Below are 16,719 nucleotides of genomic sequence, written 5' to 3'. Positions count from 1 at the left end.
TCCCTTTTATACTAATTCTCCATTTCTGGAACCACCTAGTTTTCTGAGGAGTGACGCCATACTGTGCTTGCCAGTACTCATTGCAAAATCAAGCGGTGTCTCATCTTCGTCGATATAATTTACATCTGCTCCTTGTTCAATCAAGTATTTTACCATCCGCCCATCGTTTTCCTGGATGGCAGCAAAGAGGGCAAGAGACAGTGTTCTTTTAAAATGATCCATCGTAGTGAGTTGCTTTCCCTTTTTGATATATAGCTTAATGATGTTCAGATAGCCTCGAGAAACGGCTGCGTTAAAGAAGTTAAAGTTATCTTCAATGTTTAAAGAAAATTTATCATCTTTCATTAACAAATAAGGGATTGCAGCTGGCTGGAAGGAGACTGCACACATGAAATAAATATTGTTTGTGATTTCCGCTCCCATTTCTAACAGTCCGTCAATAAGATGCTGGTCATTCCTTTGAGCAGCTTGAGACAGAGCCGTATTTAAGTGTTTTCCTTCCAAACAGCCACCTGCTTCCTGAAGCATTTTCAGAATCTCAAAATTGCAGAACAACGCTGCTTTTGCGACTGGAGTGGAATTATCTTTGCCTTCCAGGTTAGGGTCTGCGCCATGTTTCAATAAAGAGTTTACTATTTGTTTTTGATTGGTCGTATACAAGGTTGTGAGGTTAAGAGGGGCGATGCCCTGATAATTCACACCGTTAGGGTTGGCGCCTTTTTGCAAAAAAGCTTCAACTGCATATTTGTACTTAAACCTCAGTGCCCGGTGAAGGAGCTCATTGAGTTGACTAATGGAAAACGAGCTGTCACTCAATAAGGAGTCAACCAATTCATCTATTTTTAAAGACATGTTTTCCTTTAACAATGTGAATTTTTCATCAGGGGTAAATTCAATATGTGGAAACTGTGCCAAAATGACCTCTCTTCGCTTCTTTCTAACTGCTTTCCAGAAGAATGTATTAATAAGAACCACTCCTTTAAAAGTTTTTCCTATTATAACAACTTGGAGAAGCACTATATGTTGGCATGAAAAAAGAATGTGCAAAAAATGAAAGGTATCGACTTAGAAAAGGGAGAAGAACCATATGTTTTTAGATGCTGTTGTTGTGTGCAGGTTCCTGAATGAGAACGAAACATATAGTCTTTTGGTTGATTCTACTCAAAGACGGAGTGTCTTTTGGCTTGAAAAAAAACATGGTGACGAGGAGGCAGTTTTGTCAGAAATGGTTCACTCATGGGCCGATGCTGTCAGACTGCTAAAGGAGAATGATTGTTTCGCTTATGAGACAGATTTCGTAGATCCACTTTTTTTCGATGATTTTGCCGCCGCCCGTCCCAGCATTGGCAGGAGGAGAAAGTATAGTGCGCAAGAACGGATTCTTGAAATTTCGAGAAGAATCCAAAGCAATGAAATAGTGACTGTTGAAGGTGTAGTAAAAGAATTTAATATTAATAGAGCCACTCTGCAGCGAGATATTAAAGTTATTCGTGGCACGCTTGAGCCCTATAATAAAAGGGTGGAATACTTGCGCAGCGAAAAGGGATACGGCCTGAATGTCGATGGAGACTATTTTACAATCGAAAATGCTCTAATCATGCTTATGATGCTTTATGGTTCGAGGGCCTTGAATAAAGAAGAGCTAAAGGATATTTCGTATAAGCTGACTAGTTTATTTTCAAAAACAGAACAAATAAAGATTAACGAGTTTTTCCGAAGTTATCTATACCATTACAAACCTGTACAAGAGAAGCCACTGCTAAAATTGTTTGAAACCTGTTTCCAGGCGATTTCTAATAGGAGATTCGTAAAGTTTACTTATACAAATGGCAGAGGGGAGATTAGTGTACAAGAGGTTATCCCTGTTACGATTACCTATCATGATAGGAAGTTTTACCTCCATGCAAAGAAAAAAGACAGTGATCAGCCAAAAGCTTTTGTAATTGACCGGATCGAGGATTGTATTATTACGGTTAAACGTTTTGTTACCTCGGGTCTTCCTGAAAGTATAGGTGATTATATTGTAAAGTCGGCCTATATGTATAGCGGGAAAACTGTCATAGTCAGGATGAAAGTGAAGGAGACAAATATCGAATTCTTAATGAGGAACTTTCCGGACGCGGAAGTGGGGCCTGTCCTCGAAGGCGGCTGGCACAATGTTCAGGTCGAGGTTAATGGACTAATGGGAATAAAGCTATGGATTCTTCAACAGGGTCAGCATGTAGAGGTGCTTGAACCAATCGATTTGCGAGAGCAAGTCAAGCTGGACGTTTTGGAAATGCATCAATTGTATTTTCAACCCTCTAAGGTGTGAAGGAAAGCGGCTGCTTGGAGACAGCCGCTCCAAATCAGTTGGTTAATTATAGTTTTCCCATTGGGGACAATAGGAGCCTTCTCCCATCTGAACGCCATAAAAAGGGCCGAATGGTTTCTGGCATTGAGCAGCAGGTTCCAGTGCGTTGAAGTGTGTTGCAGTAAAGTCAATTTCTCTGTGGCCAGCCCAATAACGGCATGATGCACACACCTGCTGATACTTATTCCAGCTTCCCATAAAATCATCTCCTTTAGTTTTATAGATACATAGTAATGTGTTTGACCAACATATGGTGTTGTTCTCCTTTTGTATAAATAAACAGAGGTGATTTAAGTGTTAAATAAAATTAAAGGCGCTTTGTATGGATTTGCGATTGGTGATGCTCTCGGAGGTACAACAGAATTTTTAACAAAGGAAGAAATAAAGAAGAAATATGGAGCAGTCACCGAAATTTTGGGAGGTGGAGCCTGGAAACTCGAAAAAGGTGAAACTACTGATGACACTGCCATGACATTGGCTGTCGCCAGGGGAATTTTACAAAAACCAGATGATCCGATTGAAGCGATTGGGGACGAGTTTCTAAATTGGTATCGTTCAAGACCAAAGGATGTTGGGATCATTATAAGTACTGTTCTGGGAATCTATGATGGAGACTGGAACGAAGCAGCCAGGAGAGCCCATTATCAATTTCTGGATGGAAGATCTGCAGGAAACGGCTCACTGATGCGATGCCTCCCTGTAGCGCTGGCCTATGGTAACCTCGAAACAGTTGAAGACATCACCAGAAAACAATCCCGAATGACACATTACGACATGCTCGCAGAAGAAGCCTGTGTAATCTATAACCGAATCGCTTTCAAGGTATTGCATGGAAGTGCTTTGAAGCAGGCAATCAAGGAAGAAATCACAGGGACCATTTTTGAAGAAATACTTGACGGTCGCAAGCCTGGTAACAACCCTGATGGCTTTGTAGTACACACAATGAACTGGGTACTGTACTGGCTATTGAACAATGATAACTACCTTGATGTTGTAGTTGGTGCAGCCAATGAAGGATATGATACGGACACAATTGCCGCTATAGCAGGTGGGTTGGCCGGGTTGGAGAGTGGGTTTGAAGAGTTGCCGGAGGGGTTATGGAGAGAGATTTTGGATAAGCATTTGATTGATGAAGTATCAATAAAACTATATAAACTTTTAATGTGAGGGGATAGTATATGAGTGCACGTTGGAATTTTGAAGAGAACAAACGTTGTATCTTAGAAATGCCGAAATATCGCATGTTTATGTTGAATACAAAAAGAGGAAATATAGGAGAAACTGGGCGCAAGTTTGCCAGAAAAATGCTTAAAGATTATCCAGATATTTGGGATGCAAGCCGAAATGAGGATAGTCTCTACCAACACATGGACTATTTAGACGACCTTACAGCTGGTAGGGAAGATACAACTGTCCTTAAAGATATAGGCTTTTACGGTATATTACATCAAGATGATGAAAATATAGAAAAAATTGATTTTGAAAAGTTAGAGCGAAATTTTTATAAGCGACAGGTGTCCGATAAGAGTAGTAATACGACGATAAGTGATTTAAATAAATTAGGTGCGTATTCATTGTCAAATGATGAATTAGAGAAGCTGCAGGCATTTATAGGTTATGGAGACCTTAGAAAAAGTAAGATTATTTTTCTTGGTAATGAAGAGGGTTTAGGTGGGTATGAATTGGACTACTCAATAAAGGCAAAATATGAAGCCTACGGAAAAAATTCCAGTACCTACTTGAATGTTGATAATTGGAAAGATGGTTATTATGAAATTCCAGAAAATGTTGAAGAAAACTATAAAAAAGTGCTGTTGAACTTAAGAGGCAGGTTGAATTCAGAAGATAGTTTATTTGCCCCAATGTTAGAATTTCAGGCGAGGATCATAAAAAATATTTTGCAACCTAATCGAAACTGGTTTTTAAAGAAATCGGAAGACGAGGATGCCTATAAAGAAATCAAGGAATATTATCAGAGAAGTTTATATAACAGAAACTCTCAATATAATGTATCATTAATGGATTTTAGATCACTTCCTCGTAAGAATGAAAGAGATGACTGGCCATTTGAAAATATTAACTGCTCACAATATATAAAGGCTTTTGAGTTTAATCCTCATTCCAAATTAGATGACTTTTATATGAACCTACAAAAGCAAAGGGGAAGGGTTTTGAAACAGGCAATTGAATATTCAGTTGCAGATACTATAATTGGAATCGGAGCTAAACATGCTAAAAAACGCTTCTTTGAACAAAATTTCGACTCGGTAGAGTTTAAAAGTTATAAACTGAGCAAAGGTAAACCGCAACTATATAAAGGAGAATTAAGTTTGAAGGATAGAACCATTACCGTCTTATTATCCGACTTTTTTGATTACAGAACAATCGGTTTGGACGGCTTGGAGAAAATTGCAAAAGAGCACTTACCTGTAAAAGGGCGGAGCCTTACCAATTAAATTCATTACTTTGTATGATTAGTAAGACGTATTTTATATGGATTCATTTTTAATAAATAAATGGTTATAGGGATGATTCTTGTGTCTTTTTACGACGAAGTTAGTGGACCAACTATACAGAGTAAACAAGAGTCATATAAAGCAATTTAGAAGGGAAAAGGGACAGTTAGTTACAAAACTGTCCCTTTAGCTATGCTTATTGTTCGGTTGAGTTATATTATTTTTAACTTGTAGTTTCTGTTCTTAAGACTTAGTAGCCTTACCAGACATTGACATCATTGCATTATTAATTACATTTATTAATTCTTCCCTAGTAAAATTACTTATAGAAATCCAACCTCTTGAATCTACGGAATATCCATTGCTTTTAACCACATCGGCTGACATGTATTTACCTAACACATATCCGTTTCCGCTCGGATGCAGTTCTCTGGCTAGAATCTTTCCTCTTTGCACACTAGCAGGGTATTCATAGTTAATTCTACTATAGCTAATAGATCGCTCTTTTAAATCTTGAAATGAATTAAAAACCTCTTTTTTTTCTTCGAACTTCATCCTAAAACCTCCACCTTAAAAAAAATAGTAAAAAAGGATTTTCATATTTAAGAAAACAATAAGCCAAAAGAAGTACTCTTCACTAACTATATGTTTTAGCATGAGCTATAGAAGTTTAAGTGTGTATCTCTTTAAAGCACTTTGGATATAATTAACAGCTTTTTATAAAGTTAATTCAAATACTACCGAAATAATAGTGAAGAAATAAAATAGCTAATATCTAAAACGGAAACAACCCAAAGGTTTCCAAGTGGCAATCTTTTAAAAGACAGGACAGGTGATGGATATGTTAATCGTTAACACGAAAGAGCAGTTAAAGAAGGCAAAAGATAACAAAGTGAAAGAATTTATGGTTACAGGGGAACTAGCTGAAAAACTATTAAAGGCACAAAAGATTAGCAAGCTAAGCAAAACAGCTGCCATCGCATTAGCAGGGGCTGTAGGCGCAGGAGCTGTTGCAGCACCTTTTACTGCAGGTACATCCCTTGGCGTAGCAGCCTTTGCTTCAACCGCGGCTGCATCGACAGTTGGTACTGGAACAATCATTGCCGCTGTTGCAGTTGGAGGGGTTCTGCTAGCCTTCACGATCTTCAAGGACTACAGCTTCGAGGTGATTGGTTCTCCACCAGACATGACAATCAGGTTTATCAGTAAGCATCATGATTTTACAAAGAGTGAAAGTAATAGTTAATCATCTAAGAAAAGAAGGATATAAAAAACATGCTAGGCACCAACCTAGATTATGGAAGGTGAAGATAAGTTTAAGGAGGGTTTTCAAATGGCGAGATTTAAATGTCCAAGATGTGGTTCAGCACTGATTGATAAAGATTGGGAGAATCTCCAGGAAACTGCGGATGGCGGGATAACGATTGATGCACATCCGATTTATATTTGTCCTGAAAGTACTTGTGGATATATGAAACGGAGTGAGCCTGTTCCTAAGATTATTGCCCAACAGGGGAAAGACCAATTGTTGTTATTGTACCCAAATAATCGTGGTAGGATCTTGGATTTAAGAGATAATGTTCTTTTCCAAGAAATTCATTACGATTCTATACTGGCGAGGGGCTATTGGGAGGACTATACTGGGAATCATGATGTTGAAGTCCTTCTTGAAAATGCCCGTTACAATGAGGCTAGTGATATGGAGACGCCAAACTTGTTTGAATTTGCTACGAGTGAATTGTCCCAGGATGCATTCCTGTGCTGGTTGATGTCATGGAGTCCTTTAACACATCGTTCCTTAGATGAAAACTTGCACCATGCGGCAGTTGACTTTATGTCGATGATTTTCAATGTCCATAACTACCCTGTGCCTGTTATTGAAAAGATCGAGATCATAAGGCAGTTTAAGGGACTGGATATCCTTGCTATTATAAATGATACATATGCTATTTTAATAGAAGATAAGACATTTACTTCTAATCATTCTGGTCAGTTAGGCCGTTATTGTAATGCTGTAGCTGAGGCTTACCCTGAAATGATTCAGCTGCCAATTTATTTTAAAATTACAGATCAAAGCCATTATCGCTCAGTTGAAAAGACCGGCTATTACCCGTTTAAGCGGGAGAGGATGCTGCAGGTATTAAAAAGAGGGAGAGAGCGAGGAGTTACCAATCCTATTTTCCTGGATTACTTGAACCATCTGGAAAAGTTGGATGAGAAGATTCATGCTTACAAGAATACAAGAGTCCAGGAATGGGACGGATATGCCTGGCAGGGATTTTACCAGGAGCTCCAAAAAGAGTTGGATGGCAATTGGGGTTATGTTTCTAATCCGCGTGGAGGCTTCTGGGGCTTTTGGTGGAAACCGCTTGGAGAGCAGGAATATTATCTTCAGCTTGAGGAGCAAACGCTAACCGTTAAACTTGAAGCAAAAGATGGAGTGGATATCCACGAGTTTAGCAGGGCAGAAATGCATAAGGTGTTAGAGGAATCCACAAAACGGAACCTCCAGGTACAAAAGCCGGCAAGAATGCGCACCGGAAAAACAACCACCATCGCCATTCGTCCAGATTACCTTCAAACTACAGAAAATGGCTTGGTTGATATTAAGAAGACAATACATGAATTAAGAAAATGGGATCAAGTCCCTCAAGTTAATTAGGTGACAGGCACCATCCAGTAAATGGATGGTGTCTTTGTTATTCTGACTTTATAAGAATAAAAGATTTTTAATATAATTTTGAAAATGGATATAAATGATCGGGAACATCTTTCTATGTCTCCACCTATATGATAAATTGTATGAAAATAATAATTATTGAGAATCCATATGTAAATGGGAATTGGGTGAAGTGATGAAAAAAAATATATTCAAAAGATCATTGCAAACAAAAATATTAGGTTTAGTTATCGCACTCATTTTATCAATCATTTTATTTCTAAGTAGTATTTTTGCCTATATGGATTCTCAGATTATTATGGAAAACTCAAGGAAGATAGGTTCGCAAACTGCCAAGACAATTTCTTTTATGCCTTCTGTACAGGCTGCGTTTGAAGAGGAAAATCCGTCACTGACATTGCAGCCGACTGCAATGAGAATTCAGGAACAGGTAGACGCTAATTTTATTGTGATTGAAGACCGTGATGGAAGGATCCTTACCCACCCTGACACCAATCAAATTGGAAAAATAAATCCAATCAATGATAACTACAAGGCAATTGTATTTGCAGGCTATTATACACTTCATTCAGATGAGCATGTTGGAAAAGCAATAGTCGGAAAAGCTCCAATTATAAATGAAAATAAACAAATAATTGGTGTAGTTACTGTTGGTTTTTTATACGAAGAGATTGTGATTAGCATAATGAACCGGATTAAAAAGATTCTTTACTTTGCACTTGGGGCAATATTGGTTGGCGTCATCGCAAGTATCATTTTAGCAAGAAATATCCGCAAAGATACATTGGGGTTAGAACCGCGTCAAATTGCTACTTTATATAGGGATCAGAATGCAATTCTTTCTTCTATTAATGAGGGATTAATTGCCATTGATACGGCTAATAAAATCACTCTAATCAATCAAACCGCAAAAATGCTCTTGGATCTCACGGGGGACTTTGTAAATAAGCCGATTCATTACGCCATCCCTAACCTGTCAGTTGTAAATTTAATTAAGAATAAATGGACAAATTCGACTCTTGAACTGGTTGTGAATAACAGGGATATTATTTTAACCATTGTCTCTATTAAAGATGGAGATAAAGAGGTAGGGACAGTGATTACCTTCCGGGATAAGACAGAAATGAAGAAAATGATTAACACATTGTCTGAGGTAAAAAAATACTCTGAAGATCTTAGGGCACAAGCCCATGAGTTTACTAATAAGCTCTATGCTATTTCTGGACTCCTGCAACTCGGTTATTCCGAGGAAGCCATTGAAATGATTCAAAATGAAATTGATATCACTGAAAACAATAACAGACTTGTGTTCGAACAAATCAAAGATCCAAAAGTTCAAGGCATTATTCTGGGGAAAATCGGCAAGGCATCTGAGAAAAAGATCGCCTTTCAAGTCGACGAAAATAGTTCACTAGAAATTCTTCCAGAACATATTGAAACGGGACAATTAACAACAATCATTGGCAATTTAATAGATAATGCCCTGGAAGAGGTAGGCAAACTGAAAGGTGAGAAAAATGTAAGCTTTTTTGCCTTGGATTTAGGGCAGGATATTATCTTTGAAATAACGGATAACGGCTCAGGAATTCCGGATGAAGAAATTGACCATATCTTTAAAAAAGGTTTTTCTACGAAGAAAAAAGATGGCAGAGGCTATGGGTTAGCTAATGTAAGTGAAGCAGTACATGATTTAGGGGGAACGATTGAAGTGGATAGTGGAGGGCATGGAACAACGTTTACTGTTTATATTCCAAAAAGAATTTGAAGGCAGGGGGGATTCACATGATAAATATTTTAATTGTTGAAGATGATTTTCGTATCGCAGATATTCACGAAAAATTTCTAAAAGAAATTGAGGGTGTCAGGGTCGTTGGTAAGGCCCTTAGGGCAAGTGATGCATTGGAGATCATCGGGGAAAAACACATAGATTTGATCCTTCTTGATATTTATATTCCAGATAAGCTGGGCACAAAGTTGATCCAAGAAATCAAAGCAAGGCAATTGGATATAGATTTCATTGTGATTACGGCGGCAAATAATATTGAGTTGCTTGATAAAAGCCTTAAATCAGGTGTGTTTTACTATTTACTTAAACCCGTTTCAATTGAAAGGTTTAGGGATGTCATTGAAAGCTATAAAAAAAGAAGGAACACAATAGATTCCATTGAATTTGTCGATCAAACTTTCATTGATGACCTTATAGGAAATAAATCAATGGAGCGTGAAGGGGCAAGAAGTGAGCCATTACCAAAAGGGGTTAATCTCCTAACTTTAAATAAAGTAATTGAATTTATTGATGATTTACCGAACGGTATAACTGCAGAGGAAATGGGGATGAAATTAGGTGCCTCGAGAACGACGGCCAGACGATATTTGGAGTACTTAGTATCAGTAGGAAAAGTAAAAGCAGAGCTAGAGTATGGGATTGTTGGCCGCCCAGAAAGGATGTATTTTTCAAATAGGAAAAACTGAATTAGTGAACAAAATGAACAAAATGTACTTATTTTCTTTTAATTTTTTAAAATTGAAAACGGTTACAAACCAAATCTTCGCATGTATTATAAAAATTAAGAAATTTGAGAAAATTAAAAGGGGTGGAGAAAATGAAAAAGTTTTTTTCAGTTTTAACCATTGCGGCGGTTGCATTGCTAGCTGCTTGTTCATCTGCTACAACAGGTTCTGACGAGTTCCCAAAAAAGGATATTGAATTGGTTGCACCTGCGACTCCTGGTGGTGGCTGGGACGGTACAGCTAGAGCTATCCAAAAAATCCTGAAGGATGAGAAGATTGTTGACCAGAACATTAATGTTGTCAATAAGCCAGGCGGAAGCGGGGAAGTAGGCTGGCAATATCTTTCAAAGCAAGATGCACATAGCTTAGCCATTAATTCCAGTCTAGTCTTAACTAATAACTTACTTGGTCAAAGTGAATTGACGTTTGAGGATTTTACTCCACTAGCGATTTTAACCACTGAGTGGATCTCAATTGCTGTGCCAAATGATTCAAAGTTTCAAAACGCAACAGAAATTATGGAGCAATTAAAAGAGGATCCAACTTCGCTTAAAATTGCGGTTGCACCAGGTTTAGGAAATAATGACCATTTATCTTTCGTGCAAGCAGCAAAGACATATGGTGTTGATGTTACAAAATTAAACTTCATGATCTATGAAAGTGGCGGAGATGTAGTTACTGCATTATTAGGCGGTCACGTTGACGTTGCAACAATGGCTGTATCAGAGTCGAAAGAGCAGCATGTAGCTGGCAAATTTAGAATTGTAAGTGTTTCTTCCGATGAAAGAATTGAAGGCCTGGAAGAAGTTGCAACATGGCAAGAGCAAGGTGTAGACATGGTATTCCCACACTGGAGAGGGATCATGGGACCACCTGATATGACAGAAGAAGAAATTGCATACTGGGATAAAGTAATTGGAGAAATGGTAGAAACAGAAGCTTGGAAAACATTATTGAAAAATAATGAGTGGTCCAGCTACTACTTAGATAGTGAAAAAACAGTTGAGTTCTTAAAAGAACAAAATGCGAATTATGACGAATTACTATCTGAATCTGGATTGACAGATTAATAGGAAAAAGAAAGTTATTTCAATGGACCCGGTAAGGTTAGGGTCCATTCTTCTTATAATAGCTGTACAGAGGAAGGGGAGAGAGTATGTACAGGTTAGTAACTCCACTGTTTTTTTTAGCTGTCGGAATAGGGTTTCTTGTCGCTACCCTAAACTTACCGAAAGCACGTCTCGGTGACCCAAATGCTCCATTATACTTTCCAGCAATGATTACGATTCTTTTAGTTCTCTTAAGTGTGATTTACTTCTTTCAGGAATTTAAGCACAGAAAAGAAGAATTCAAAGAACTGAAAATGCTTTTAAGTGGACGAATGCCATTTTTAATAATCAGTACAATCGTTATGAGCTTTATTTATACGTTCCTATTTGAAAGGATCGGATTTTTATTCTCGACGATGGTTTTCTTAGGGGGCCTTCTATTTATTATAAATGGGACGAAGAAATGGTTGGTAAATATTCTTGTTGCTGTATTATTTTCAGGAATTGCTTGGTATTCATTTGGAATATTACTAAAAGTCAGCTTACCGTAGAGAGGAGGTACTTAAGTTATGGGAGTAGATTTTTCGATTTTTATGGAAGGGCTTATGACAGCCTTAGAACCTATTAACCTATTATGGGTGGCAATTGGCGGTTTTTTAGGAACAGTTGTTGGGATGTTGCCAGGGCTTGGACCTGCAACAGCGGTGGCATTATTAATTCCGGTGACATTTGGAATGGAGCCTACTAGTGCTCTAGTGCTGATGGCTGCTATTTATTATGGCGCAATGTATGGGGGCTCAAGAAGCTCGATTCTGTTAAATACCCCGGGGGATGGATCAGCTATTGCTGCAACCTTTGATGGGTACCCGATGACACAAAAGGGTCAGGCAGGGCAAGCACTTGCAATCTCAGCAATTGCATCTCTTATTGGCGGATTAGTAGCTATGGTGGGATTTATCGTTTTGGCTAAACCACTTGCAAGCTTTGCGCTAAAATTCGGACCTGCAGAATATTTCTTATTAATGGTCTTTACTCTCTCTGCCATTGTGGCATTGTCTAAGGGTGCAATGGTTAAAGGGTTTATTGCCATGACAATAGGTCTATTGGTCTCAACAATGGGAATTGATTTACAGACAGGTGTACACCGTTTTACGTTTGACCATCCAGCATTAAGTGAAGGTGTAGATTTCTTAATTGTCATAATCGGTATTTATGCAGTTGGTGAGGTGCTTTATAACTACATTACAATCGATAAGCCTGTTAACAAGGAACATAAGGGCATGGGGAAGATTTGGATTACGAAAGAGCAGTGGAAGCGTACGAAGTGGCCAATGATTCGAAATGCACCATTAGGCTTTGTTGTTGGAGTACTTCCTGGTGCAGGTGGGGCTATTGCTTCAATGCTAAGCTACACAACTGAAAAACAGATTTCAAAGAATCCTGATGAGTTTGGAAAAGGAGAAATCGTTGGGGTTGCAGCACCTGAATCTTCAAACAACGCTGCTGCAGTTGGAGCATTTATTCCTATGTTAACCATGGGGATTCCTGGATCTGGTACAACTGCTGTTATTTTAGGGGCTCTCATTATGTTAGGCCTTCGTCCAGGACCTTTATTATTTGAAAATAATCCAGAAATGGTTTGGACATTTGTAAACAGTATGTTTATCGGGAATATTTTTCTTGTCATTTTAAACATTTTATTGGTAGGACTCCTGGTGAAAATATTAAAAACACCACCAAAGGTCTTATACCCGCTTATTTTAGTTCTGGCATTTATCGGAACATATACATTGAGCTATAACGTCATCGACTTTTACATTTTAGTCATCTTTGGTTTATTGGGCCTTGTAATGAAGCTTTTGAAGTTCCCAATTGCACCGTTAATTTTGGCTGCAATTGTAGGATCTGATATGGAACAGAACTTCCGTAAAAGTATTGTAGGGAATGATGGGATTTCAGATGTGTTATTCGGTTCGCCGATCACTATAACACTTCTTATCCTGACGGTTTTATCATTAATGTACCCATTTATTGTTAGTTGGTTAAAGAACAGAAAAGTACAGGAAGCTGAATAATGGATAATTAATCGCTTCATTGTGGGTGTGAACAAAAATGAACAAAAAAATGATTTTGCTTTATCTGTCAATCCTTCTATATTTCATCTTTCTTACTCCTTTTATTGGATGGGATATAAAAGTAGAAGCATTCGTGGCATTAGTCATTATACAAATTCTTTGGATTGGCAGAGTCTTTCCTTTAGCTTTTAGTTCGGTTTTATTAATCCTGATCCTCTCTTTTAACTTTTTTACGTTTGAAGAAACGATGAGTTATTTTGGTTCAGGGATTATCTGGTTATTATTTTCTACGTTTATCATGGCGAGTGCTTTTATCAAGACGGGATTGGCCAGTCGGATATCGTTAAAAATGCTTAGGATGTCTCAGGGATCTGGAAAACAATTAATTTTTCTATCCTTTTTGTTAATGTTTGTTCTTTCTTTGTTTATCCCATCCAATATCGGAAAAGGCAGTCTTGTCGCTTCTGTATTAGATAGTCTTGTAAAAAGTTTAAAGAAAATAGTGAGCGTCCCCAATCTATCAAAATCTTTGTTTATTGGGGTCGCCTTTATTGTTTCTATTTCAGGGGCCTTTGTCGCAACAGGCGCGAGCTCTACAATCTATGCATTTGGTATGTTTGGGGAAATAACTTCTCAAGTGACCTTTGTTAGCTGGATTTTATATTTTGGCCCGCCGATTGTTCTTTTTCTAGTCCTGCTGTGGGTCTTATTTTTGTTATATTTCCCGCCGGAAAGCGTAAACAAGACACTTATTTTAAGCTTAATAGATGAGCAGATCAATGAGTTAGGTAAAATTACAATACCTGAAATAAAGGTTTTAGTCATTATAGGAATGACGTTACTTTTATGGATGACTGAAAGTTTTCATGGATTTTCGATTCCTTTGATTGCCATGTTGGGAGCTAGTTTTACAGTCCTTCCCTTTAGTGGGGTTTGGGATTGGGAAGAAGCAAAGAAGTCGATTGATTGGGATATGATTTTGTTCTTTGCCGCTACATTAATGGTATCTAAGATGCTTATTGAAACCGGAACAGTCGTATGGATAGCAGATGAATTGGTAAGTACATTTGATTCTTTTTCACCGTATGTAGTTCTAATATTTCTTGTTATTAGTACCGCCTTGGTACGAATCATCTTTGTGAATGTATTGGGATTTTTAACCATTATTATTCCTGTAGCAATAACTGTAGGACAAAATATATCTGCCATTGATCCTTTAATCATGGCAATGGCAGTATTTTTGGCAGGAGTGCCTGGATTTTTATTAATCACACAATCACCTGTTCACTTGATCAGTTATTCATATGGTTACTTTACTGAGAAGGATTTGTTTAGGGTAGGACTAATCTCAATGGTGCTCTGGGTAGCGGTTGTCTTCTGTTCAGTCTTTTTTTATTGGAGTTGGATAGTTTAAGAAGGCAGTTTTACTAAAGTTGAAGAGAGGCGATTAAGAATGACATGGTTAGTTGAAAATCAGAAGAGTCAAGAGGAATTAGCCAATGAATTTAGAAAGCTAATGACTGCTGGCCCTATTTTAACTATTATGGGTGCCCATGATGGAATGGCTGCCCTTGTAGCCAAGAATGTTGGCTTTAAAGCTTTGTATCTTTCTGGGGCTGCGTATACCGCGAGCAGAGGGTTGCCTGATTTAGGGATTTTGCATTCTCAAGAGGTAGCTGAGCGTGCGCTTGAAATTGTCAGAGCTTCAAATCTGCCGCTTTTAGCTGACATTGATACAGGATTTGGAGGAATTATCAATGTAGCAAGGACCGCAAAGGAAATGGTCGAAGCAAAGGTAGCGGCTATTCAAATTGAAGACCAGGACCTTCCTAAAAAATGTGGACACTTAAACGGGAAAAAGCTTATCCCAGCAGAAGAAATGATTCAAAAAATAAAGGTGATCAAAGAGGTTGCACCAACCTTAGTAATTGTAGCGCGTACAGATGCTTTAGCAGTTGAAGGGAAGGAGTCAGCCATCAATCGCTTAAAGCAATATGTCGAAGCTGGTGCAGATGCCATCTTCCCTGAAGCATTCACGACTGAAGAAGAATTTAAAGAGGTTAGCGCACAGTTTGATTTGCCCATTCTTGCAAATATGACAGAGTTCGGGAAGACACCATATTTTACAGCAGAAGAGTTTGAATCATTCGGTTACTCCATGGTGATTTATCCTGTGACCTCGCTGCGTGCTGCCGCAAAGGCGTACGAGCAGGTTTTTACGGAAGTTTTTGAAAAGGGCACTCAAAAGGATGTATTACATCAAATGCAATCGCGAAAAGAGCTCTATGAAACTATTAAATTACATGATTATGAGGATTTAGATAAGCAAATAGCCAAAACGATTCTTCCTGAAATGAAGTAAAGGGGTGTTTCCTATTTCTCAGTACTCAATTCCTGCAGCTGTCTATCGAGGTGGAACAAGTCGAGGGCTTTTATTTCATGATAAGGATCTCCCAGAGGGAAAAGAGCGTCAAAGAGAAATCTTTTTAGCTGGAATTGATGCTTACAATCCTAGTCAGATCAATGGACTAGGAAGTGGTACGTCACACACAAGCAAGGTAATGGTTATTGCTCCGCCAACTGTGGATGGAGCAGATGTAGATTATACTTTTTACCAAATTGGCATCGGTGAAGAGGTAGTTGATGATGAGGGAACCTGTGGTAATTTAATGTCTTCAGTAGGGGCATTCTCGGTAGATGAAGGGCTAGTGAAGACAAATTCTTCAGATGAGTTTGTCACGGTTTCAGCTTTTAATCGAAATATCGGTAAAATGATCCGCATGGAAGTACCCGTGGTAAATGGAAAGGCCAAAGTATCAGGGGGTTATGATATGCCAGGTTTAGTAAAAACCGGTGCTAAAATAAAAGTTGATATCCTTTCACCCGGTGGGGGAAAGACGCGTCATACTCTGCCTTTAGGTTCATCAGGCCTTGTTTCGACGGAAGTAAAAATTTATCCGGCATCATTTGTAGACATAGTAAATCCGTTTGTATTTGTGGCAGCAAGTGAGTTTGGCCTAAAGGGGTCGGAATTGAATAGTGAATTGGCAACTGATGAAAAGCTGCTAGCTGAATTAGAATCAATTCGAGTGAAGATGGCATTGGAAGCTGGGATGTATTCCTCTGTGGCGGAGGCAAAAAATGCTCCAGCCATCCCGAAGATTGCGATTGTAGCTGAGCCTCAAGATTATGTGACATCTGCTGGCAAAATGATCAAAGCTCAAGAAGTAGACATCGTAGCAAAAATGGTCTCCATGCATAAATTTCACCGTACGTTCGCAGGAAGTGGCTTATATAACCTTGCAGCCTCGGTTCTGCTAAAGGGTACAATACCAAACCAGTTTTTTAATAAAAAGGATCATGGCAAAGAACAATTAATAAGAATTGGACACCCAGAAGGAATTGCCGAAGTCCGAGTTGCTCTAACAGATGATGGTTCTGACGTCGAATTTGTTGGCCTGGACCGTACAGCTCGCAGAATCATGAAAGGCGACCTCTACATTCCGGAATAGCGGGACATGGGGACAGGGCGGGGCCCGATTAAAAAGTAGTCTAGTTGATGATGTAATCACCTAGACTATTTTTCTATGAGAAT

At 38.5% G+C, this 16,719-nt stretch carries 16 protein-coding genes; 13 read left to right on the top strand and 3 right to left on the bottom strand.

What is annotated here, in order from left to right; translation table 11 throughout:
• Positions 1-6: 6 nt before the first annotated feature.
• A complete protein-coding gene (locus tag FOF60_RS22530; protein ID WP_192470972.1) occupies positions 7-915 on the bottom strand; it encodes an ankyrin repeat domain-containing protein in 909 nt (302 codons plus the stop codon).
• A 172-nt stretch (positions 916-1,087) separates the two neighbouring features.
• Here FOF60_RS22530 and FOF60_RS22525 point away from each other — a divergent pair, with 172 nt between their 5' ends.
• On the top strand, positions 1,088-2,314 hold the full coding sequence (locus tag FOF60_RS22525) for a helix-turn-helix transcriptional regulator (protein ID WP_192470973.1): 1,227 nt from the start codon (positions 1,088-1,090) through the stop codon (positions 2,312-2,314).
• 42 nt (positions 2,315-2,356) lie between these two features.
• Here the strand turns inward: FOF60_RS22525 and FOF60_RS22520 are convergent, their stop codons facing one another.
• Positions 2,357-2,551, bottom strand: a complete 195-nt coding sequence (locus FOF60_RS22520) for a hypothetical protein (protein WP_192470974.1) — start codon at positions 2,549-2,551, stop codon at positions 2,357-2,359.
• 96 nt (positions 2,552-2,647) lie between these two features.
• Between FOF60_RS22520 and FOF60_RS22515 the strand changes: the two genes are divergently transcribed.
• Together FOF60_RS22515 and FOF60_RS22510 are read left to right on the top strand one after the other, a co-directional pair.
• Positions 2,648-3,520, top strand: a complete 873-nt coding sequence (locus FOF60_RS22515; RefSeq protein ID WP_192470975.1) for an ADP-ribosylglycohydrolase family protein — start codon at positions 2,648-2,650, stop codon at positions 3,518-3,520.
• A gap of 11 nt (positions 3,521-3,531) precedes the next feature.
• On the top strand, positions 3,532-4,809 hold the full coding sequence (locus FOF60_RS22510; RefSeq protein WP_192470976.1) for a hypothetical protein: 1,278 nt from the start codon (positions 3,532-3,534) through the stop codon (positions 4,807-4,809).
• Positions 4,810-5,052: 243 nt separating this feature from the next.
• Here the strand turns inward: FOF60_RS22510 and FOF60_RS22505 are convergent, their stop codons facing one another.
• Complete coding sequence (locus FOF60_RS22505; RefSeq protein ID WP_192470977.1) at positions 5,053-5,364, bottom strand: hypothetical protein; 312 nt, start codon at positions 5,362-5,364, stop codon at positions 5,053-5,055.
• Positions 5,365-5,650: 286 nt separating this feature from the next.
• On the opposite strand from FOF60_RS22505, the gene FOF60_RS22500 reads away from it, so the two are divergent.
• From FOF60_RS22500 to FOF60_RS22455, 10 genes are all read left to right on the top strand, one after another.
• Positions 5,651-6,055 carry a hypothetical protein gene (locus FOF60_RS22500; RefSeq protein ID WP_192470978.1) on the top strand — a complete coding sequence of 135 codons (405 nt, stop codon included), beginning with the start codon at positions 5,651-5,653 and terminating at the stop codon, positions 6,053-6,055.
• An 87-nt stretch (positions 6,056-6,142) separates the two neighbouring features.
• Complete coding sequence (locus tag FOF60_RS22495; RefSeq protein ID WP_192470979.1) at positions 6,143-7,471, top strand: PD-(D/E)XK nuclease family protein; 1,329 nt, start codon at positions 6,143-6,145, stop codon at positions 7,469-7,471.
• Positions 7,472-7,664: 193 nt separating this feature from the next.
• Positions 7,665-9,254 (top strand): ATP-binding protein, encoded by a 1,590-nt coding sequence (locus FOF60_RS22490; RefSeq protein ID WP_264647615.1) that lies wholly within the window; start codon positions 7,665-7,667, stop codon positions 9,252-9,254.
• A gap of 17 nt (positions 9,255-9,271) precedes the next feature.
• Positions 9,272-9,961 (top strand): response regulator, encoded by a 690-nt coding sequence (locus FOF60_RS22485; RefSeq protein WP_192470981.1) that lies wholly within the window; start codon positions 9,272-9,274, stop codon positions 9,959-9,961.
• Between the two features lie 131 nt (positions 9,962-10,092).
• A complete protein-coding gene (locus FOF60_RS22480) occupies positions 10,093-11,070 on the top strand; it encodes a tripartite tricarboxylate transporter substrate binding protein (protein ID WP_192470982.1) in 978 nt (325 codons plus the stop codon).
• 86 nt (positions 11,071-11,156) lie between these two features.
• Entirely contained in the window at positions 11,157-11,600 is a 444-nt protein-coding gene (locus FOF60_RS22475; protein ID WP_192470983.1) for a tripartite tricarboxylate transporter TctB family protein, read from the top strand.
• Between the two features lie 18 nt (positions 11,601-11,618).
• Positions 11,619-13,124, top strand: coding sequence for a tripartite tricarboxylate transporter permease (locus tag FOF60_RS22470; protein WP_192470984.1), 1,506 nt, complete (start codon positions 11,619-11,621; stop codon positions 13,122-13,124).
• A 37-nt stretch (positions 13,125-13,161) separates the two neighbouring features.
• Positions 13,162-14,538: an SLC13 family permease gene (locus tag FOF60_RS22465; protein ID WP_225649978.1), complete on the top strand. Its 1,377-nt coding sequence runs from the start codon at positions 13,162-13,164 to the stop codon at positions 14,536-14,538.
• Positions 14,539-14,577: 39 nt separating this feature from the next.
• Positions 14,578-15,486: a methylisocitrate lyase gene (gene prpB / locus FOF60_RS22460; RefSeq protein ID WP_192470985.1), complete on the top strand. Its 909-nt coding sequence runs from the start codon at positions 14,578-14,580 to the stop codon at positions 15,484-15,486.
• A 4-nt stretch (positions 15,487-15,490) separates the two neighbouring features.
• On the top strand, positions 15,491-16,636 hold the full coding sequence (locus FOF60_RS22455) for a PrpF domain-containing protein (protein ID WP_264647614.1): 1,146 nt from the start codon (positions 15,491-15,493) through the stop codon (positions 16,634-16,636).
• Positions 16,637-16,719 lie beyond the last annotated feature (83 nt).

Origin of the sequence: Mesobacillus jeotgali (assembly GCF_014856545.2) — a bacterium.
In the GTDB taxonomy this organism is placed as follows: Bacteria; Bacillota; Bacilli; order Bacillales; family Cytobacillaceae; genus Mesobacillus.
This window is presented reverse-complemented; position numbering and strand designations above follow the sequence as displayed.

What these genes read in the sequence shown, in the direction of transcription:
- FOF60_RS22525 (WP_192470973.1), top strand. Translation starts at nt 1,088, where the DNA reads ATGTTTTTAGATGCTGTTGTTGTGTGCAGGTTCCTGAATGAGAACGAA.
- FOF60_RS22520 (WP_192470974.1), bottom strand. Translation starts at nt 2,551, where the DNA reads ATGGGAAGCTGGAATAAGTATCAGCAGGTGTGTGCATCATGCCGTTAT.
- FOF60_RS22510 (WP_192470976.1), top strand. Translation starts at nt 3,532, where the DNA reads ATGAGTGCACGTTGGAATTTTGAAGAGAACAAACGTTGTATCTTAGAA.
- FOF60_RS22505 (WP_192470977.1), bottom strand. Translation starts at nt 5,364, where the DNA reads ATGAAGTTCGAAGAAAAAAAAGAGGTTTTTAATTCATTTCAAGATTTA.
- FOF60_RS22500 (WP_192470978.1), top strand. Translation starts at nt 5,651, where the DNA reads ATGTTAATCGTTAACACGAAAGAGCAGTTAAAGAAGGCAAAAGATAAC.
- FOF60_RS22495 (WP_192470979.1), top strand. Translation starts at nt 6,143, where the DNA reads ATGGCGAGATTTAAATGTCCAAGATGTGGTTCAGCACTGATTGATAAA.
- FOF60_RS22490 (WP_264647615.1), top strand. Translation starts at nt 7,665, where the DNA reads ATGAAAAAAAATATATTCAAAAGATCATTGCAAACAAAAATATTAGGT.
- FOF60_RS22485 (WP_192470981.1), top strand. Translation starts at nt 9,272, where the DNA reads ATGATAAATATTTTAATTGTTGAAGATGATTTTCGTATCGCAGATATT.
- FOF60_RS22480 (WP_192470982.1), top strand. Translation starts at nt 10,093, where the DNA reads ATGAAAAAGTTTTTTTCAGTTTTAACCATTGCGGCGGTTGCATTGCTA.
- FOF60_RS22475 (WP_192470983.1), top strand. Translation starts at nt 11,157, where the DNA reads ATGTACAGGTTAGTAACTCCACTGTTTTTTTTAGCTGTCGGAATAGGG.
- FOF60_RS22470 (WP_192470984.1), top strand. Translation starts at nt 11,619, where the DNA reads ATGGGAGTAGATTTTTCGATTTTTATGGAAGGGCTTATGACAGCCTTA.
- FOF60_RS22465 (WP_225649978.1), top strand. Translation starts at nt 13,162, where the DNA reads ATGAACAAAAAAATGATTTTGCTTTATCTGTCAATCCTTCTATATTTC.
- prpB (WP_192470985.1), top strand. Translation starts at nt 14,578, where the DNA reads ATGACATGGTTAGTTGAAAATCAGAAGAGTCAAGAGGAATTAGCCAAT.